The organism is Halomonas sp. KM072 (assembly GCF_050710315.1).
GTDB classification, from domain to species: Bacteria; Pseudomonadota; Gammaproteobacteria; order Pseudomonadales; family Halomonadaceae; genus Vreelandella; species Vreelandella hamiltonii.
Window position 1 is genome coordinate 2,514,920 of the sequence record NZ_CP136132.1, and the last position, 19,051, is coordinate 2,533,970.

At 57.6% G+C, this 19,051-nt stretch carries 15 protein-coding genes and 1 pseudogene; 9 read left to right on the forward strand and 7 right to left on the reverse strand.

What is annotated here, in order from left to right; all coding sequences use genetic code 11:
• The first annotated feature begins 5 nt into the window (after window positions 1–5).
• From RVM26_RS11875 to RVM26_RS11885, 3 genes are all read left to right on the forward strand, one after another.
• The gene (locus RVM26_RS11875; RefSeq protein WP_498938800.1) at window positions 6–1,658 is read left to right on the forward strand and encodes an ABC transporter ATP-binding protein; all 1,653 of its coding nucleotides are present in this window, start codon (window positions 6–8) and stop codon (window positions 1,656–1,658) included.
• A gap of 105 nt (window positions 1,659–1,763) precedes the next feature.
• A complete protein-coding gene (locus tag RVM26_RS11880) occupies window positions 1,764–3,146 on the forward strand; it encodes an FAD-binding oxidoreductase (RefSeq protein WP_498938802.1) in 1,383 nt (460 codons plus the stop codon).
• Between the two features lie 25 nt (window positions 3,147–3,171).
• Window positions 3,172–4,281: a pyridoxal phosphate-dependent aminotransferase gene (locus RVM26_RS11885; RefSeq protein ID WP_498938804.1), complete on the forward strand. Its 1,110-nt coding sequence runs from the start codon at window positions 3,172–3,174 to the stop codon at window positions 4,279–4,281.
• Between the two features lie 95 nt (window positions 4,282–4,376).
• Here RVM26_RS11885 and RVM26_RS11890 read toward each other — a convergent pair.
• The 6 genes and pseudogenes from RVM26_RS11890 to RVM26_RS11915 all read right to left on the reverse strand — a co-directional run.
• Window positions 4,377–4,787, reverse strand: a pseudogene (locus RVM26_RS11890) (class II histone deacetylase); the annotation flags it as partial.
• Window positions 4,784–5,815 (reverse strand): histone deacetylase family protein, encoded by a 1,032-nt coding sequence (locus tag RVM26_RS11895; protein ID WP_498938806.1) that lies wholly within the window; start codon window positions 5,813–5,815, stop codon window positions 4,784–4,786. The pseudogene RVM26_RS11890 and the gene RVM26_RS11895, both read right to left, overlap by 4 nt.
• Window positions 5,816–5,850: 35 nt before the next feature.
• Window positions 5,851–6,795: an ornithine cyclodeaminase family protein gene (gene lhpI, locus RVM26_RS11900; RefSeq protein WP_498938808.1), complete on the reverse strand. Its 945-nt coding sequence runs from the start codon at window positions 6,793–6,795 to the stop codon at window positions 5,851–5,853.
• 222 nt (window positions 6,796–7,017) lie between these two features.
• On the reverse strand, window positions 7,018–7,785 hold the full coding sequence (locus RVM26_RS11905; protein WP_016914905.1) for a helix-turn-helix transcriptional regulator: 768 nt from the start codon (window positions 7,783–7,785) through the stop codon (window positions 7,018–7,020).
• Window positions 7,786–7,904: 119 nt separating this feature from the next.
• Window positions 7,905–8,261 (reverse strand): RidA family protein, encoded by a 357-nt coding sequence (locus RVM26_RS11910; RefSeq protein WP_039180261.1) that lies wholly within the window; start codon window positions 8,259–8,261, stop codon window positions 7,905–7,907.
• A gap of 157 nt (window positions 8,262–8,418) precedes the next feature.
• Window positions 8,419–14,988, reverse strand: a complete 6,570-nt coding sequence (locus RVM26_RS11915) for a calcium-binding protein (RefSeq protein ID WP_498938810.1) — start codon at window positions 14,986–14,988, stop codon at window positions 8,419–8,421.
• A gap of 212 nt (window positions 14,989–15,200) precedes the next feature.
• On the opposite strand from RVM26_RS11915, the gene RVM26_RS11920 reads away from it, so the two are divergent.
• On the forward strand, window positions 15,201–15,704 hold the full coding sequence (locus RVM26_RS11920; protein ID WP_498941745.1) for a DUF4124 domain-containing protein: 504 nt from the start codon (window positions 15,201–15,203) through the stop codon (window positions 15,702–15,704).
• On the opposite strand, the gene RVM26_RS11925 is transcribed toward RVM26_RS11920, so the two are convergent.
• Window positions 15,685–16,470, reverse strand: a complete 786-nt coding sequence (locus RVM26_RS11925) for a hypothetical protein (RefSeq protein ID WP_498938812.1) — start codon at window positions 16,468–16,470, stop codon at window positions 15,685–15,687. The two genes, RVM26_RS11920 and RVM26_RS11925, sit on opposite strands and share 20 nt — an antisense overlap.
• Window positions 16,471–16,922: 452 nt before the next feature.
• Between RVM26_RS11925 and RVM26_RS11930 the strand changes: the two genes are divergently transcribed.
• The 5 genes from RVM26_RS11930 to RVM26_RS11950 all read left to right on the forward strand — a co-directional run bounded on the left by RVM26_RS11930 (window position 16,923) and on the right by RVM26_RS11950 (window position 19,013).
• Entirely contained in the window at window positions 16,923–17,132 is a 210-nt protein-coding gene (locus tag RVM26_RS11930; RefSeq protein ID WP_498938814.1) for a MerR family transcriptional regulator, read from the forward strand.
• Window positions 17,129–17,812, forward strand: a complete 684-nt coding sequence (locus RVM26_RS11935) for a hypothetical protein (RefSeq protein ID WP_498938816.1) — start codon at window positions 17,129–17,131, stop codon at window positions 17,810–17,812. Before RVM26_RS11930 ends, RVM26_RS11935 begins: the two co-directional genes overlap by 4 nt.
• Before the next feature lie 388 nt (window positions 17,813–18,200).
• Complete coding sequence (locus RVM26_RS11940; protein ID WP_144982335.1) at window positions 18,201–18,536, forward strand: hypothetical protein; 336 nt, start codon at window positions 18,201–18,203, stop codon at window positions 18,534–18,536.
• Window positions 18,537–18,547: 11 nt separating this feature from the next.
• The gene (locus tag RVM26_RS11945; protein ID WP_222114796.1) at window positions 18,548–18,646 is read left to right on the forward strand and encodes a tail virion protein G7P-2; all 99 of its coding nucleotides are present in this window, start codon (window positions 18,548–18,550) and stop codon (window positions 18,644–18,646) included.
• A 109-nt stretch (window positions 18,647–18,755) separates the two neighbouring features.
• Window positions 18,756–19,013 carry a major coat protein gene (locus RVM26_RS11950; protein ID WP_498938818.1) on the forward strand — a complete coding sequence of 86 codons (258 nt, stop codon included), beginning with the start codon at window positions 18,756–18,758 and terminating at the stop codon, window positions 19,011–19,013.
• Window positions 19,014–19,051: the final 38 nt, after the last annotated feature.

Genomic DNA, 19,051 nt, shown 5'->3' on the forward strand with positions numbered 1-19,051 from the left:
CTGCCATGAACGATGTCGTGCAACCCGCTGGCCAGGACGAGGCGCCCGCCGTACTACAGATCGAAGGCTTGAGCGTGGCGTTGCCCAAAGGCGCAGACCGGCCGCTGGCGGTGGAGAATGTCAGCTATAGCGTCAACCGTGGCGAGATCATGTGCGTGGTCGGGGAGTCCGGGTCGGGCAAGTCCATGGCCGCCAACACGGTCATGGGCCTGCTGCCCAAGGGCGTTCGCCCCGTGCAGGGCAGCGTCACGTTCGAAGGCCAGAACCTGCTGGCCCTGAGCGAAAAGCAGCACCGAACGCTGCGCGGCCTGAAGATCGGCATGATCTTTCAGGAGCCAATGACAGCACTGAACCCCTTGATGCGCGTGGGCGCACAGCTTGCCGAAGTGTTCGAGGCCCATGGCCAGCTCAGCCCCCGGCAGCGCCAGGCGCGGGCGCTGGAACTGCTGGTGGAAGTGGGTATCCCGCAGCCAGAGAAGGCCATCAGCGCCTACCCCTTCGAGCTTTCCGGCGGGCAGCGGCAGCGGGTGATGATTGCCATGGCGCTGGCGCTCGAACCGGTGCTGCTGATTGCCGATGAGCCCACCACGGCGCTGGATGTGACCACCCAGGCGCAGATTCTGGCGCTGATTCGTGACCTGCAACAGCGGCGTGGCATGGCCGTCATGTTCATCACCCACGATTTTGGCGTGGTAGCGGAAATCGCCAACCGTGTCTGCGTCATGCGCCATGGCCGCATCGTCGAAATCGGCAATGCCCGGGATGTGCTGGAGAACCCCCAGGATGCGTATACCCAGGCCTTGATCGCCGCCATTCCCAGCAACGCCCTTCCCCCTCACCGGGAACCTGCCACCTCGGCGCCCCTGCTGGAGATCAAGGGGCTCAACAAGGTGTTTCGTTCACGCGGGGGCTGGTTCAAGGCCACTCGGGAAGTGCGCGCGCTGGATGACGTATCGCTGACGCTGGCCAAAGGCGAGACCGTGGGTATCGTGGGCGAGTCCGGCTCGGGCAAATCGACCCTTGGCCGCTGCGTGGTGCGCCTGGAGCACCCGGATAATGGCGAGCTGCTGCTGGATGGGGTCAATTTTTCGCAGTTGAACGGCAGCGCGCTGCGCCGCGAACGCCACCGGGTGCAGATGATTTTTCAGGACCCTTATGCGTCCTTGAACCCGCGCACTCGGGTCGGCATGGCCATCGCCCAAGGCCCCATGGCCAACGGCACCCCGAAGGCCGCCGCGCTCCGCCAGGCCGGTGAGCTGTTGGAGTTGGTGGGGCTGGGTGCCAGTGCGGTGACGCGTTTCCCCCATGAGTTTTCAGGCGGCCAACGCCAGCGCATCGGCATTGCCAGAGCGCTGGCGCTCAACCCTGAATTGATCGTGGCCGATGAGGCGGTCTCTGCGCTGGACGTCTCCATTCAGGCGCAGGTGCTGGAGCTGCTGGAATCGCTGAAACAGCGGCTGTCGCTGTCACTGCTGTTCATCACCCACGACTTGCGGGTGGCCGCCCAGATTTGTGATCGTATCGTCGTCATGCAGCATGGGCGCATCGTCGAGCAAGGCAGCGCCGAGCAGATATTTCTGGCCCCCCAGGCGGCCTATACCCGTTCGCTGCTCGATGCGATTCCGGGGCGCGAAGCGCCTGCCGCCGCGTCGGCCTGATTAGCCTTTGATGCGTCACACGCTGGTTCATCAGCGTTTATTTATACGTCTTGATTCACACAATCGTCTTCACACAACGATGGAACGTCACGTAAGGAAACAGGCATGCAGATTACCCTGGAGGCGCTTCGCGCCATCGTCGGCCCTGCGCACGTACTCACCGGAGACGATGTGCGTAGCCGCCGCGTCGACTGGATGACCGGCGCGCCCTGCCTTGCCGGTGCCATCGTGCGCCCGGCCAGCACCCAAGCGTTGGCCGAGGTGATGCGCGCTTGCCACGAGGTCCGGCAGCCGGTGGTGACCCACGGCGGGCTGACCGGGCTGGTGCATGGCGCCGACGCCAGCGAAGAGGAGCTGGTGATTTCACTGGAGCGCATGACCGCCATCGAAGAGATCGACCACGTTGGCGGTACGCTGACCGTCCAGGCCGGTGCCCCTTTGCAGCGGGTACAGGAAGCCGCCAGCGACGCGGGCTTGCAGTTCCCGCTGGATTTGGGCGCCCGGGGCAGTTGCACGATTGGCGGTAATATCGCCACCAACGCCGGGGGCGTGCGGGTGATCCGCTATGGCATGATGCGCCAGCAGGTGCTGGGGCTGGAAGCCGTGATGGCCGATGGCCGTATCGTGAGCTCCATGAACCGCATGCTGAAAAACAATGCCGGGTTCGATCTCAAGCAGCTGTTCATTGGCAGTGAAGGCACGCTGGGTATCGTGACCCGCGCGGTGCTGCGCTTGCAGCCGCCCACGCCTAATGAACAAACCGCGCTGGTGGCCTGCCCCTCGTTCGAGGCCTTGACGGCCCTGCTCCGCCACATGGGCAAGGCACTGGGAGGCAGCCTGGGGGCTTTCGAGGTCATGTGGCAGAACCATTACCGCCTGCTGACGGAAACCTCGGGACGCCACACACCCCCCATTGCCACCAGCCATCCTTTTTATGTCATCATCGAATCATTGGGCAGCGATGCCGAGCGCAATACGACCCAGTTCCGAGAGGCCCTGGAGAGCGCGCTGGAGAACGAGCTGATCGTCGATGCGGTGCTGGCTCAGTCAGCGGCACAGCGAGACGGCCTGTGGGCCATTCGTGAAGACATCGAAGGCCTGGTCAAGGCCATGACCCCGGTATTGACGTTCGATGTCAGCCTGCCGATTGCCGACATGCAGCGCTACACCGATGCCCTGGAGCACCAGTTGACCCAGCGCTGGCCCGATGCCCGGCTCGTAGTCTTTGGCCACCTGGGCGATGGCAACCTGCATATTTCGGTGTGCGTGGGCAGTCATGAATTGGCGGTACGCCGGGAGGTCGAGACCCTGGTGTATCAACCCCTGGCGGCGCTGGGCGGCTCGGTGTCTGCCGAACATGGGATCGGCCTGGAAAAGCGCCCATGGCTGGAGACCTGCCGCTCGGCAGAGGAGGTTGCGCTGATGCACACCCTCAAGCAGGCACTCGACCCTCATAAGCTGCTGAACCGTGGCAAAATATTGCGTTGAACATTGAACTGATCAGGACCTGATTATGCCCCGCTACCCCGACCACCTGACGGGCGTTGGCCCCGTGAACCCTTTCCCCGGCATCAAGGTGCTGGAGCGGCGGCTCGGCCGTGAGATCCCTCACCGCCTGGGCTCCAACGAGGGGCTGGACATGCCCCACCGTGCGCTGCGGGAACACTACGGCGATGCCGTGGCACAACACGTGTATTGCTATGGCGATGCCGAAGCGCTGGGCGTTCGCCAGCGGATCAGCGCCCAACAAGACATTCCCCTCGACCACCTGCTGGTGGACGCCGGTGCCGACAGCCTGATCGCTCTGGCACTGCGCACCACCTGCATTGTGGGCGAGGCCGTGGTGAGTACCGCAGGCACCTACCCCACCTTCGGGTACTTTGCCCAAGGCCAGGGCTGCCGGTTGGTCGAGCCCAGCTACCATGAAGCGCCTGGCGTGCTCGCCCCCGATCTGGAAGCGCTGGCGGCAGCGGCCCATCAGGAGCAAGCGCGGCTGGTGTACCTGGCCAACCCGGACAACCCCAGCGGCCACCTGCACAACGATAGCGCCATTCTCAAGTTTCGCCAGGCACTCCCCAACGACTGCTGGCTGCTGCTGGATGAGGCCTACGGGGATTTTCGTGACGATGCGGGAAGTGAGTTTCTGGGCCAGGCGCTGCCGGGGGTGATTCGCCTGCGCACGCTCTCCAAGGCCCATGGTCTGGCGGGCATGCGGATTGGCTACGCAATTGCCGAGCCCGACGTGCTGGCGATGATGATGAAAGTGCGTATTCACTACGCGGTCTCTTCCTTCACCCAGGCCGCCGCCGAGGTCGTGCTCGACCACCCCGAGGAAGTGCAGCAGCATATTACGGATGTCAAAGCGCGCCGTGAACAGCTGGCGCTGCACTTCACGGCGCTGGGGGCAGACGTGCTGCCCAGCGCCACCAACTTCGTCGGCATCCGCCTATCCAGCGCCGAGCTGGCCGCCGCCGTGCATCAGGAACTGCTGGACGATGGCGTGCTGGTGGCCCGCCTTGCTCACCCGCAACTGGCCAACGTGATTCGCATCACGGCAGTAGAAGAGGCACTGCAGCCGGGCAGGTTGGCGGCGCTGGAAAAGGCGCTTCGACAGCACGGCTAGCCGCGCAGGCCCCGGCGCCACTCCCCTCTCATGCCGGGGTCAGCCAGTGCTGGTAGGCCTCCAGCTCGCCGCGTACCACCTGGTGATAGAGCTGCTGCAGCTGCGCCGTGACGCTGTGGGCGGGTATCGGCTCGCTGGGCGACGGCGTCTACGGCGGCGATGGCCAAGCCCGCCGAGTGGGTCGCTGCGGCCCAGCTGCCCGGCATGTAGGGCGCGCAGTCGCCGCCGTTACCGCCCCTTGCCGCATCGCCTGCTTGAAGCTCTTCCAGGTAGCGTGGCGTGTGAAAGCGCAGCAGGTCTTCCAGTATGGCGGCGGGCGGCTTGACCACGTAAAGCTCGTCGATCAGCCCGCTGACTTCCAGAATGTTTTTCAGCCGTCGCTTGCTTTCGGGGCTTTCCGAGGCGGCCTGGGGCTGCAAGAACTCACCCGGCGCCGAGAACACGCCGATGGCCCCCTGGTCGTGCCAGAAGCAGCGTTCGTGCCAGTAGAAGCCGGTACCGCTCATGCGTTAAACCCCTCCATGAAGGCCGCCAGGTTGGCGCTGAGATGTTCGGTAGGGTAGCCGCCTTCCTGCACGATCACCATGGGGAGCGACAGCGCGGCCAGGCGTTTGCCTACCTCGATAAACGCTTCGGTTTCCACGTTCAAACCGGCCAGCGGGTCTGCCTTATGGGCATCCAGCCCCAGAGCGACCACCACCGCATCCGGTTCGAAACGCTGCAAGTGATCGATCAAAATCGCCAGCGCGTCCAGATAGACCTCACCGTCGCTGCCCACCGGCAGGGGGAGGTTCACGTTGGCGCCCACGCCGTCATCGCTACCTTCTTCGTCGGCCCCGCCCCAGAAAAAGGGGTAGAAGTCGCTGGGATCGGCGTGCAGCGAACCGGTCCATACATCGTCTCTGGCGTAGAAAATGTCCTGGGTGCCGTTGCCGTGGTGCAAATCCACATCGATGATCGCCACTCTGGCAAAGCGTTCGCGCAGCACGGTCGCGGCCAGCGCCGAGTTGTTCAGCAGGCAGAAGCCGCCTGCCCGCTCGGGCCCGGCATGGTGGCCGGGTGGGCGGCACAGCGCATAGGTCACCGTCTCCCCTCCCAGTACCGCTTCTGCCGCCGCTTCGGCCGCAGCAGCCGAGGCCAATGCGCCCTGGAAACTGGTGGCGCTGAGCGGACAAGCCATGTCGTGCAGGTGCCAGCCCGCCTGGCCTATGGGGTGGCGGGGGTAGTGATGGCCGCCGCCGCAGGGGTGAATGTTGGGCGCCACCAGCGCGGCGGCGTTGGGCAACGCCTGCCAGCGGGCATGGATCGTTTCCAGAAAGGTCAGATAGCGCGGCGTATGAATCTGCGCCAGCCGCTGGCGCAGCTGGGGCGAGTCCGGCACGTCCGGGGCTACCAGCGCCAGGCCCACCTTTGCCAACCCCTGGGTGAGTAGCTCGGCCCGCACCGGCCCTTCCGGGGAAGGTGCCGGCTGGCCACGCAGCAGGAAAGTGGGCGGCGCATGCAGCGCCTGATCAGGATGATAAAAACACTTCATGGTCACCGTCCTTTGGCCATTGGAGCTAGCAAGGGCTACTTCAGCGTAGCGGGTAACGACTCCCAGAGCTCGATCGCCGCGGCTAAATCTTCCAGAGAAGCGCCCACCGACTTGAACAGCGTGATGGCCTGCGGGCTGGTGCGCCCGGGCTTCTCACCGCGCAAGACGTCGGCCAGCTCCGCCTGGATCTCCTCGAACTGGAAGGCGCCTTCCTCGATGGCCTGCAGGATGTCGCCCGCCTCACCTTGTGCCCCCGCGTAGGTATCCACGAACACCTGGGCACGGCGCAGGCACTCGGCATCGGTTTCGCGCATTTGCGGACGAAAAGCGCCAATCAGGTCCAGGTGCGTGCCTGGGGTCAGCCACTCGCCCCGGATGATGGGCTGGGTGGAGAGCGTCACGCAGCTGACGATGTCGGCCTCTGCCACGGCGGTGGCCAAGGTGTCGACGACCTGGGTATCGAAGCGGTCTGCATACTCTTCGGCAATGGCGGCTGCCTTGTGGGGGTTACGCCCCCAGACCAGCACGCGCTTGATGGGCCTGACGCTTGCGTGGGCTTCGATCACCATGGGGGCCAGCTTGCCGGTACCCACCACCAGCAGCGTTTCGGCGTCTTCCCTGGCCAGCACCTGAGCCGCCAGCGCAGAAGCAGCGGCGGTGCGGCGGCGGGTCAGTTCGCTGCCATCGATGCACGCCAGCGGCTGGCCGTGTTGACCTTCGCTGAGCAGGTAAAGGCCGGAAATGGCCGGCAGGCCGTGTTCGGCATTATGCGGAAACACGTTGACCATCTTCACCCCGATATAGCCTGCCGCTTCCCAGGCGGGCATCAGCAGCATGGTGGCTTCGCCATCCGGCCGATGCATGGCGTGATGGTGGCGCGGTGGCGACTCCACCCCGTTCACGAAGGTGTGGTGCAGGCGCTCGATCAAGCCTGGCCAGGCTAGAAACTGCTCGACTTCCTTGGCAGAAATGACCTTCATGCCCACTCCCCCTGCAGGTGATAGACGAGGCCTTGCACAATGACCCGATGGGTAGCAAAGGCCACCGCGTGCGTGTGGGCATGGGGATAAAACGAGGGTGGTAGCATCAGCGCTCTCCAGCGTCATCGAACTTCTCTTGAGACTACGACGATGCAGCAGCGGTTGCTTGCCCGAGACTCTGGCAAGTTTGCCCGCAAGTCAGGTAGGCCGAGGTTTCAGACGCTAGCGATCCGACGAAGGGGAAATGTCGAAGTAACGACGGTAGGCGCGGGAAAAGCTGCCCTGGTCGCGAAAACCCACCAACATGGCGATATGGCCAAGACTCATGGCGCTATGGCGTACCAGGGTGCGCGCATGCTCCAGCCGCCTGCGCTGCACATAAGCCAGCGGCGTCACCCCGGTGAGCTCACGAAAGCAGCTATGAAAGTGGCCGGGACTCAAGGCGCATAGGGCGGCCATCTGCTCGACACGAATGTCATCGGCCAGGTGCTGATCGAGCCAGGCATCCAGGCGCTCCAGGTCCAGCCGCTCACTGATGCAGCGAGCGCCCATCTGGGCTGCCGTCTGGAGCGGTGCATCCTGCAGGTACATGTAGAGCGCCCGCAGTAACAGCGCGGCAATTTCGTTTTGCAGGGCCGGGCACTGATCCAACTGATGGGCCAGCGCATGGGTGAGCTGGTTCAAGGCGGGGGGAACGGTAAAGAAGCGCGGTTTATCGAATAGCCGCTCGATCTCACTGCCCTTCTCCAGCGTGGCCAGGTGCTGCACGGGGATATCCAGCACCAGGGTACGGTTGCTGCCATCGCCCTGATACTCGTGATGGCGTGACGAAGGGATCAAGCAGCCCCGGCGAGCGGTCACCCGCTCCCCCTGGCCTTCCATGGACAGTTCCGTCACGCCACACGTGGCCAGTATCAACTGGTGAAAATCGTGGGTGTGCGCCACCTGCTCTTGCGCCAGATTACGGCTATGCAGCTCGAACTGGACCATGACCGTACCGTTCGGGAAGTGAGAGAAGGAGGCTCCACTATAAAACGATCGTAGAATAAAAATCGAGGGGGCGTTAACGCTCGGTTAACGCCCCCTCGTGACAGCATTGAAGCAACCGATCAGGCGTCGGGCAGTGCCGCGATGACCATGATTTCCACTTTCCACTCGGGCTTGGCCAGCTTGGCTTCCAGCGCAGCACGCACCGGCGGACGACCCGGTACTACCCAGGCTTCCCACGCTTCGTTCATTTCCGCGAACTCGGCCATGTCGGTGACCCATACCTGCGCAGAGATCAGGTGCTCTTTGGAAGTGCCCGCCTGCGCCAGCAGCTCATCGATACGCGCCAGTACCTGCTCGGTTTGGCCACGCATGCCCACCGTGGCATCGGCTGGAACCTGGCCCGCGAGGTAGACGGTTCCGTTATGAACAGCCACTTGGCTCATACGCGCATTGCTTTCGTGATAGGTCACGCCCATGGGGTTGTCTCCCGCGACATTGGGTTGATGAAGTGATGACATGCGTGGCCAGCCAATTGCCTGGCCACGCTCTGATAGTGGCATGATTTACGCTGCACACCAACACAAGCCCGCCCCTGCCAGGCCTATCTTGCCACTGCAGGGGCTTTCACATGCATCAAGTGATGTTGTAGTTGGTATTCCAGTTCTCTTCGAGGAAGCCGTTGAGGTCCAAGTTTTCGAAGTTGGCGAGCGCTTGAGTATTAATATCTTCTCCTGAGAAGGAGACGCGCAGCAGCAAAGCATCATCAGGGTCTTCTGACGTATCACTATTACCTGCCAGCAGATAGACTATCTCGTCGTTTGCAAGCCCAAGCTGACTAAGCCAATCAGCACCTTCCGCGCCAAATTCGGCGGTTGTAAATACGGCAAAGGCAATATCAGCACCAACTAAAGTATTGCTGTCGATATCATTTTGATTGACATCATACTTTCCAAAGCCTCCGCTATAAATACCATCAATGACGTTACTTTCCTCAAAACCACGCAGCGCTTCAACATCAGCGGGAGTTAGATCAACAAATAATTCATCACGTCCATCAGCATCACCTACGCGAAAATCAGTAATTAGTTCAACATCACTACCTTGCTGCATATTGATGGAAAACGCTTTAGAGAGTTGAACAATACTGCCCCCAGGTTCAAGCTCGGGACGTAACTCAAACCCACCTAGACCCAATGAAAGCTCTAGATCTTCGATATCGCCAGGAGTAAGGGCATCGTCAACAACATAAATAGTCGCTGCATCACTCACCAAAAATGCGGCTGGCTCACCACCATTCCCAACAACATTCTGTGTATAGATGTTCTCAAACGTATCTTGAACGATCCAAGAGGTTAGAGAAGATATCGACACGTCACTATTGACTGCGCCATCAATCAGCGCTGTCGCCGTATCATAGAGGCGCTCTGCGGCATGAACATCTAACGCACCTGCCTCAAAGAGCGCCGCTCCGGTATCAATCGCATAGGTAGTAGGAATATCTTCCCCGCTGAGAAAGCGCTCTACCAGCTCACCCAACGGATAAGAGACCGTCAAGCCATCCTGATTGAAGTTATCTAAAACACTTAATGCTTCAAAGTCCTCATAACCAATTTCCGGCACATCAACGCGCACACTATTAGCACCCGTCACTGCGGTGTCGCCGATAGAAGCAATAAGGTTATCCGCACTATCTTCCACAGCCCAACTGAAGAGCTCGCTGCGATCCAAATCAACACTATTGCTAGCGTCAGCCAACACAGCATCAACCGTTCCTAACAATATATTTACTTGGCTAACTGTTTGAGCGTTAGCTGGGCTAAATACTGTCGAAGATTCAACTTGGTAACTACCTGGACGATCCGCTGCTTGCCCAGGAAGTACGCCGCCACCGTCTACTAACTCCACCGCTTGCTGCAACGTATACTCGACACTTGCAGAGTCAAGGTTCACATTCTCCAATACTAAAAATGCCTCATACTGCTGAGGAGTGAGCGTTGCGCCAGCCGGTAAGTCGAGGGTAATGCTATCAGCTCCTGTTACCCATGCCTCTGCCCTTGCATTGAATAGCTCTACCGGGCTTGCATCAGCAATTGTCCACGTTTGAAGCTGTTCGACCGACACGTCATTTCTGTTGAGCGCGCCATCCACGATTTCTTGCGTTGCTGTATAACGTACCTCGGCTCCTGAAACGCCTAATAAGTTAAAGTTCGGAATATCGCCTTCATGAGGAAGAATCTGATAGTTTTCAGTAATCCCTTCGATCTGAGCAAGCGTACGAGTTTCTGTAAACGTAAAACTAACCGGCGTTTCACCTAAGACAAAATTTTCAAAGTTGTTTCTAAGTTCTTGAGCAATTGATGACGTTATCACGGCATCATTGACAGACACCTCATCAGCGTCTGAAAGTCGTCCATTTGTATCTGCAGCACCTAATATTGCAGCAGCACTGTCAAGGACGGTCCAGCTATAAAGATCATCCAAAGCTGCGCTATCTAAGCGCGCATTCCTTGCAGACTGCTCGCTTTCATCCAAGATCAAACTAACAGCATTTCTGTACTCTAAAGCCTCCTCAACGGATAGGGCCTCAGCTACATATGCTGTTGAATCATCGATGATATAATTCGTCGCCAGCCCACCATTATCTTCTAGATAAATCCCCACCGCGTCCTCAAGCGTATAAGACTGAATCTCAAAGCCAACGATTTGTTCCAGAATGGCATATTTCTCAAACGTAATAACCGCTGTGTCGTTTATTTCAACCAGCGTTGCGTCGCGGATGTGAGGAGGATGTTGATTACCGTTATTTGTATAGGCCGTGACAATGGCGGCAGCACTATCTAAAACGCTCCACTCGTAGATGTCCGTCACTGACAAATTGTCGGTGCTTGCATTCACCAGCGCTAATACGGCGTTGTAATACCCTGCTGCGTCGGCCACATTGATGTTGCCTTCGCCAACGGCTTCGTCAATGTCGAACACGTCGCGAGTGAAGAAGAAACGCTCAGCTATATCGCCGGGAGCGGCGAACGTTTCAGTCGTTTCATCAAATACGTAGGTCAGGGTATAAGCGACCTCGTTATAATCAAAGCCATCTTCACCAAGGCCATTGACCAAGGCGTCATACTCAGCGGCTAGAATATTGCCATCTGCACCACCATTGGCCGCAAAGATCCTGTCTGCGTCCTCAAGTACTTCCGGAATACCGCTTGTATTGCTCTCAATGACAGCCAGAATATTGCTGGCAGAATCGGTGATGTGCCAATTATAAAAAGCTTCAAAATTGGCTGCGTCGCGGTTGGTAGAACCATCAAGAATGCTCTTGACGGTTTCAATATCCGCCAGCGCATTTGCAACACTCAACGGGCCATCGGGGTTTGTGTAGGGCGTGGTCGCTGTAATGGAGTAAAACTCGCTGGGGGCTAGTACACCATCGGCCTCGGCCTCCACGGCTGCTTGCAGGTTCGCATAGGTGACAGTGGTTCTGGCAGCACTGTCACTGGCATCCAAACGCAGCGTATTACCTAACACATCTAGCAGCTCCTCGTACTGAGCTTGAGTGATAGTCGTACCTGTTACACGCACCGCCTCTGCATTGATAATAGCGTCGTCGTCAAAAGCATTATCATTGGCACTAACGTTACTGACACCTGCCAGCAGATTGCCAATGGTATCTTCGATTTGCCATACAACCGCATCACTGGCGAGCAAAGCAGCTCGGTTCTCTGCACCCGCGATTATAGCGAAATAACTTTCCCCTTGAGCTACCGTCCATACGTCACTGAACGCTGTCTCCAGGTCGATCACGTAGTCGGCGACGAGTGGGCCATTGCCAGCATCAATGACGGAGATGGCGTTAGACAACGTGTACTTCACCAGTTCATCAAGGCGCACGTAGTTGAACTCAGCGGCACTCAGCGCTTCAAACTGCGCGATAGTGATAATGTCATCACTCACGTTTACTGCATCCGCGCGCGTAAGATGAGAGACATTACCCGCTTCTATGATCGCCGCAGCGTTATCAACGACCGTCCAGTTGAACAGCGCATCTGCATTAGGCGTTTGAGGATTGAGCGCGCCAGCGAGAATACGCTCAACCGCAGCCAGCGTAGTGGCGGCAACATCAATACTGACCTCGCCTGCCTCATAGGGCACGGTGGTATCAATGTCATAGTTGGCGGCTAGGCCATCCGCATTAACGGCATTTTCCAGCGTATAGCGAACGATGGTCGTGCCCAGCTCAAAGTTTTCCAGCGTATTGAGCTGGTCAAATTGAGCAGACGTCATCACCCGGTTACTCGCTGACACTTGGTTGGCTTCAATCACATGACCTTGATCCAGATCCGCAATAATCGCATCAACGTCATCGCGAATGATCCACTCAAACAGTGTGAGCGGCGGCTGGTTGTTTGCGCCTTCCAATACCCGGCTAACGTCTGCAAAGGCGACTTCTGCTTGCGCAACGGTAACCGTGCCTGCATTGAGGACTTCTTGTAGATCAATGATGTAGTTACTAGCGAGCGGATCGGCATCCAGTGCTTCGGCCAGCGTGTAATCCACCTCGGTCTCGCCAAGCACGAAATTCGCAAGCCCATTGAGCTGTACAAATTGAGCAGGCGTGATGATGGCTTCCGTGACGCTAATGCTATTGGCTTCAGCAATTTGCGGGCGTGCGGCGGGCGTTCCCAAAATCGTAACGAGGCTATCGACAATATTCCACTCTAACAGTAGGTCTCGAGTGAGGTTATCGCTGTCGGTGTTTTGGGCGAGATCTAGCAGCACGCGCGTGTTGTTGATCAACTCAGCGGCTTCTCGTACGGTCAGGTCGCCGGCGGCGAGAGGTGTGCTTGGATTCAGCGTGTAGTTGGTAGGCATCACGTCGGTCGCCAATGCTTCTTCCAGCGTATAAGGCACGACAGTGCTGCCCAGAACGAAATTATCGAGGGTATTGAGATCGGCAAACTGGTCCGGACGGATTGTGGCATTTGTAAGCATCACACTCTGTGCACCAACGACCTCAGGACGACCCAAACCACCACTGACCAGGACATCTTCGGCATTTGCACGAATCGACCACGTGTAGATATCTTCCAAGGCAATAGGCGCCGTCGCAACGTCAAAGTCACCTGCCAATACCGCCTCGACCAGTGCCAGCTGGTTGCCAGCAGCCGTTAATCCTAGCGTACCAGCAGCAAACGGCTGGTTAGGGTTTATCAAATACTCTGCGGGCAATTCGTCATTGGCCGCCATCAATACTGCCAGTTGCAGCGTCAGATAGGGCACATCTGCCCGAGAGTCGATCGTTGTTGAAAGATCGCTATCAGGGTCTTGAGCTTCCCGTTGGGCATCTCGCAGCGGGTTGCGCGAGCCATCGCGATAGGCATCTATATCCAGGTTTTCACCCGCGGCATCGATGGTATCCAGTGCTTGCTTCACCTGGCCTGCAATGGCTGGCAGCCCCAGCGCGTCGGCCATTTCCTGATTGGTCAGCGCACGCCCTTCTTCTCCTGCCTGATTGAATGCCACGCCCAGCCGCGACAAGGCGTCGGCAGAGCTGATGCCTGCCGTAGCCGCCATGGCCAAAAGGCTTGCGACTTTGACACCGGCAATCAGCAACTCCACGTTTGGAGAGGACACGCTGAGTGGGTCGGTGGTCATCAGGTCGATGCGTGCATCGAGATTCAAGGCGGCCTTGATGGCTGCTTGTGCATCGGCATTATTGAGACCGAACTGCTGACTCAGCTGCACCATCATGGTGGTGAGGGGAGTAATGACCGTTGAGCCATCCGGGGCCCGCAGAACCCCCGTGAAGGGCAATTCCGTCGAGATATCGACACCACCGGTGGCAGTCAAGATTCCACTGCCCTGCAAACCAGAGAAGAAACCGTTACCGTCCGTGGTGACACTGTTGGCATCGAACTCACGAGTGACGGTCGCCCCGGAAATATACCCATCGATCACATAGCCGCTGATGGTCACGGGAGGCACTGGAGGTGGTGTAGTACCGCCACCACCGCCACCACCACCTGCAGCCGCGCCTACGGCAATGGCACCACCACCGATATAAAGCCATGGCGGGATATCGGCAAACGAGCTGACCGGCGCACTGTTCGAGCCAGTGGTCCCCGCCACGGCAGCCGTGCTCGACGGTGCCGACGTAAACGAGGCGCTGGGTACGAACAGCAAGTTGCCAAAATCTTCACCGTCAGCCAGACCTTGTTGCAGGGCATCACTGGGGCTGATCAGCAGCAGGTCACCCTGCTCGACCACCGCCCAACGTGGCACCACGAGCTGTGAACCATCGGCCATCGTCACCAGAACGTTCCCGTCCGGCAACAGCTCCCAGGTTTGCACATCCGGCAACTGACTGAGCGGCACAAGAAGACCGCTGTCATTACCGAGCTGTTGCATGAGAGCGTCCACATCGACCACGACACGCCCGTTGGCCAGCGCCACGTCCGCCGCCACCAGATCGATACGCTGGCCGCTGTTCATCATCAGTGTGAGGCTGCCGTTGGGCTGGCGAATGACTTCTGACACCCCTTGCAGGTCATTCACTGGCACCATCTTGTCGGCCAAGGCCTGCTGGGCGAGCAAGGGCAGCACCAATGTAGCGGCCATACCGCCTTGCTTGAGGGTCTTCTGGTTCTTTTCCATCCAGCGGCGCACGAAAGCCACGCGCTCATGGGGGTCCGCCGGTATCTCAATGCGCGATACGTCGCTGCGGGTGTCGGCAAGTGCTTGCCAAGCGCCCTGAGACTCTACACTGCTGACCCTGACGCCATTGAGCAAATGACCGTTGACAACGCCCGGCTGCGTCGACTTGAGAATATCGGCTGATGACATCGCCATTGAGCACATCTCCACTGAAGGTTCGCAAGCGCCCATGGCGAATGCTTTTTCTAGTTGGTTAGGCGAACATCGCCCCGGCAGCCTCACGGAAAGGCGCCATTCAAATGGGGTCAAGTGTTTCATAAAGAAGTAGGAAAGAAACCTGAAAAAAGAGGGGGTAATGCCCTGTTTAAGAGCATTAGAAAACGCATGGGCGCTCTCGGGCAGAATACCGCGACACAAAAGGGCACTTTGGACATGATAAAAAAGGGCCTGACGTTGAATGTCAGGCCCTTCATGTTTGGTGCCGGTAGCCAGACTCGAACTGGCACACCCGTAAAGGCGGCGGATTTTGAAGCCTTTGTATTTCAGCACGTTACGGCACACTGCTTGCATTTCAAGCGTTTACGCCACTTGTACCCGCTCGCTTTGGCCTGTTGCAGCACACCACGCTGGACACTTTTTTGTCACCTTTCCCAGCACTGTGCACAAGCGCGCATGTGAAAAAAATTCAATCAGGACGGCCCCACCCTGCGCCTTTTCTTGGTAACCTTCTGTTACCGATATTCGCTTATGGGTCATGGACGATGAAAAAGCCTGCGTTGGTTGCCCTGCTGGTACTGCTGCCTCTCTCTGCTCACGCTGAGGTTTTCAGGTGTGTGGTGAACGGCAAGACCACCTTTCAGGATTTCCCCTGTGCTGGTGTCGCCTCTGAACGTGTCAACACCAACAACCTCACCGTGCTTCCCCCTGTTCCTCCCAGCTCGCGGCCTCAAACGCCAGCCCGATCGGTCACCCCACAACCTCAGCGGCGCGCTAACTCGTCGTCCAGCAGTCCCTACGAAAGCTATCAGGAGACCACCCAACGGCGTAATGCTGAAGTTCAGGCACGCGCTCGCGGTGTTGTCATTCCAGGTATGTCAGAAAACCAGGCCATCAGCGTACTCGGCAGGCCAGCACGTATCTCTAGCTACACCTATAACGGTGCGCTGTGTCGTCGCCTTTACTGGGATGGTAGCCGCCCTTTTCAGAACGGCCGTCATACGGTGGTGATTTGTAATGGGGAGGTTTCTAGTTATTCAGGAAACTAGTTTTTCTTTCTTTGATGGTACCATTTTTGTCTAACACTATTTCGTCCACATCATCAGAACAAACAACCATGTCTTTTAGCTTACTCTCCACGCAGCGACGGTTAACTTTACAAATAAATGAAAAAACTTCAGATGAATAAGCAGCTTTTTTCTCCAGCAAAAAAGATTTAAAAACTTCTAGCTCTACTTCTTTTCGATTATCTCTTGCATTTCTAAAGAACTTATCATCTGAGTTCATTCTTTCAAAAGTATATGGATTCATTATAAAAATCAGGTTTGCCATATTGAACCGAGATTTACCATTTTCTACGCTATCATGCTCGGTACCTTCTAGAATAAGCTCAGGTGGTAAAGGTGTTTTCCCATCTGTTAGCCTAAAAATACATCTGAATAACATATCGCAAACTGAGCTATAATAATTGCAGCTAAATGTTAGCCCATCTCCACCTGACCCCATATACCTATCTCTTAACAATTGCGCTTTAGCTACTTTAACCCTTAACCTCTCTAACTCGTCTATCTTTTTATAATTTATAAACTCATTTGCACTATCAATTCCATTTTGATTTTCATTGTAATCAAAGTCTTCATTTACTATTTTTCTTATTATCAACCTCATGCTTATCAAGTTTTCTTCATAAGCATCAATTATTTTTGTTTTTTTCTTTTCAAATGTTTCTTTCTTCCATTTATTTACTGCACTAAAACCAGCTAAAGAAGCAAGTAAAACTGTTATTGCAGTGATCAATTCTATTATTTCTATCATTCCACAACCCCTTTATTCACAACCCCTACCTCCCTGGAACCATCTATCCACAACCCTTTGTGCTAGTCGGTATCCGTTCCCGTTTTCTTCAACGCGCTGCGTGCCCTCTCTATCTCGGGGCTTATTTGTCCGCACGTCTCATCTGTCATACCAGTCATTAGCCAAAGTGTGTATTTCGGCCATTGCTTGCATACAGCCTCAAGAAGCTCCCCTTTCGGGGTTCTTCCAGTCTGCTCCATACCCTCAATAGTTTTCTTTGAAATTCCAATAAGTTGCGAAAACTCCGCACGTCCTGAAGTTTCGGCTTCTCTTATTAATCGAATTCTTTTTGCTAAGTCGCTTGCCATATACTCGCCAAAGGGGCTACCCTTACACGGTGACCTCGCAGAAGAGTACACCTCTACTGCACTCTTACAAACATACCACAACATGCCACAGCGAGCAGGTACAGCATGGAAACGAGCAACACGCCCTACGTCCCCGCACCTCAGGTGCCCGTCATGACGATCGAGCGTTTCTCCGAGCTTTCTGGCCTTACCCCCGACACCGTTCGCGGCCAGATCAACCAGGGCAACCTCCCCATCATCAAGGTGGGCCGTCGTCGCCTCGTCAACGTCGCGCTCTTTACCGCTGAGTGTCTGCAATCGGAGGACTGGTCATGAGCGCTCTCGCTACAGCCCCTGTCGTGACGCTGGAAGCACCCAATGCGCTCATGGATACCGACACCTTTGCTATTCAAGTGCAGGAACTCCTGATGGACGACCAGCGCGCTCCTGGCATGGTTCTGCTTCATCAGCACATTACCAAGGATGTCGACGGCGGCGGGTTCAGCTTCATCAACGTCCCAGCCGCCCACATGCTCGCTCTCGACCTCGACGACGCCACGATTACCAAGATGCTCAGCGTTGACGAGGGTCGCCGTTACAGTCTCATTTTCAAGCACTACCGCCATGCGCTCGAATATCTCGCCAAGCACTACGGCCTGACCCTGGCCGACCCTCGCGACCCCGCACCCGCCGACGCCTCCCCTTGCCCCTCGGTGGTTGTGGTGCCCGCGCACCTATCCACACCCACTCGGCTAACGCGTCGTCCGTTATCCACAACGGCCTTTAGCCCCACCGGAGTTATGCACATGAGTAAAAAACAGCCCATCCGCGTGTTCCTCACCCCCGATACCCACAGCCGCCACCTCATCCAGGCAGGCACTAACGGCCTGACCTCCTCGGCCCTGTCCGAACGGCTCATCGAGTACGGTTTGGCGGAACTGGAACGCGGCAACACCGACCCGCTGGAAGCCATTTCCCGTGCGGCCTCCCCCGCTCCCCACACCACAGAGGCTTGATCCCATGTCCCCCTGCCCGTCATCCGTCGCCCTTCGGTCGCACGGCGTCCTTAGCCAGCAGCGGACAGACTGTCAACCCCTTTTTGTGGGGTTAAAAAAGGGGTTTACCGGCTGGCCGATGTTGGCTGCCGTGCAGAAAGACCGACGGGCAAACGGAGGGCGGGTAGGGGGACCCCCCTGCCTTGATTCCCGAGCTTTGAGGGAGCGGGGCCAGCGGTGCCTCCACAGCCGGGATTATGCACGGGCCGCGACCTACTACGCCCAGGCAGAGTACCAGACGCTGGTAGACCAAGGCGTCACCCCAGAAACCACTGAGCTATCCATTCTCGCGGATTACTGCCTTAAGCAAGCCGCCAGAACCCAACGCTAACGAAAAGGAACTACACCCATGATCAACACCATTCACGCCCACGTTATCGGTGCCACCCGCTACAAGATGGACAACGGCGTCTCCGGCGCCAAGATCAGCGTCATGCAAGCGGCCTCCGCTGACAGCGAAAATGCCCTGGGCAACCAGGTCAGCATCATGACCGCCAATTACGACATCTTCGACCAGCTCCACGCCGCTGCCCCGCACATGCCTTGCGCCATGGAACTGGATATCGAACTGCGCACGTCCTCTGCCGCCGCGGGTGGCAAGACCGTGATTCACGTCATCGGGGCACGCCGCCCCAACGCCACCGGCAGTGCCCAGGCACCTGCCGCCACCAGCGACAAGAAATAGGAATTTGAGCCATGGACACCAGCACACCTGAAGGTCTGTGGCTCCTGGTTTACTGCGTCGGCCTCGTTCTCGCGTTCGGGATCGGCGCGGTAAGTGGGGGTCAACGATGAACGACCCAAGCATTACGTTTGTTGTTGGTTCTCTGTTCTCGTCCTTTGCCCTCGGTTGGGTCATCGGACATTCAATCCTTGTCTACAAACGCTTTATGGAGTCTGTCTCATGAAACTCAAAGCCATCACGCAACACGTCAAACACGCCGCTACCCAAGGAAGCGGCAAGATCGTGGGCGGTGCCGGACTGCTCATGGGTTCGGCAGTCGCTCACGCCCAAGAAGCACCAGGGGCATCCGCCGCGTTCACCGCCATCTCAAGCCAGGCTTCCGACTTCGCTGGCGATGCATGGCCAGTGGTGATCGGCGTCACCTCCGCCCTGGTCGGCATCAAGCTGTTCAAGAAGTTCATCAGCCGCGCGACCTGATACCCCCTCAGCAAGGGACACCCAAGGGGCGGCAACGC

Bases quoted from the DNA above. Each gene is read 5' to 3' on its own strand.
- RVM26_RS11875 (WP_498938800.1), top strand. From the start codon at position 6: ATGAACGATGTCGTGCAACCCGCTGGCCAGGACGAGGCGCCCGCCGTA.
- RVM26_RS11880 (WP_498938802.1), top strand. From the start codon at position 1,764: ATGCAGATTACCCTGGAGGCGCTTCGCGCCATCGTCGGCCCTGCGCAC.
- RVM26_RS11885 (WP_498938804.1), top strand. From the start codon at position 3,172: ATGCCCCGCTACCCCGACCACCTGACGGGCGTTGGCCCCGTGAACCCT.
- RVM26_RS11895 (WP_498938806.1), bottom strand. From the start codon at position 5,815: ATGAAGTGTTTTTATCATCCTGATCAGGCGCTGCATGCGCCGCCCACT.
- lhpI (WP_498938808.1), bottom strand. From the start codon at position 6,795: ATGAAGGTCATTTCTGCCAAGGAAGTCGAGCAGTTTCTAGCCTGGCCA.
- RVM26_RS11905 (WP_016914905.1), bottom strand. From the start codon at position 7,785: ATGGTCCAGTTCGAGCTGCATAGCCGTAATCTGGCGCAAGAGCAGGTG.
- RVM26_RS11910 (WP_039180261.1), bottom strand. From the start codon at position 8,261: ATGGGCGTGACCTATCACGAAAGCAATGCGCGTATGAGCCAAGTGGCT.
- RVM26_RS11920 (WP_498941745.1), top strand. From the start codon at position 15,201: ATGAAAAAGCCTGCGTTGGTTGCCCTGCTGGTACTGCTGCCTCTCTCT.
- RVM26_RS11925 (WP_498938812.1), bottom strand. From the start codon at position 16,470: ATGATAGAAATAATAGAATTGATCACTGCAATAACAGTTTTACTTGCT.
- RVM26_RS11930 (WP_498938814.1), top strand. From the start codon at position 16,923: ATGGAAACGAGCAACACGCCCTACGTCCCCGCACCTCAGGTGCCCGTC.
- RVM26_RS11935 (WP_498938816.1), top strand. From the start codon at position 17,129: ATGAGCGCTCTCGCTACAGCCCCTGTCGTGACGCTGGAAGCACCCAAT.
- RVM26_RS11940 (WP_144982335.1), top strand. From the start codon at position 18,201: ATGATCAACACCATTCACGCCCACGTTATCGGTGCCACCCGCTACAAG.
- RVM26_RS11945 (WP_222114796.1), top strand. From the start codon at position 18,548: ATGGACACCAGCACACCTGAAGGTCTGTGGCTCCTGGTTTACTGCGTC.
- RVM26_RS11950 (WP_498938818.1), top strand. From the start codon at position 18,756: ATGAAACTCAAAGCCATCACGCAACACGTCAAACACGCCGCTACCCAA.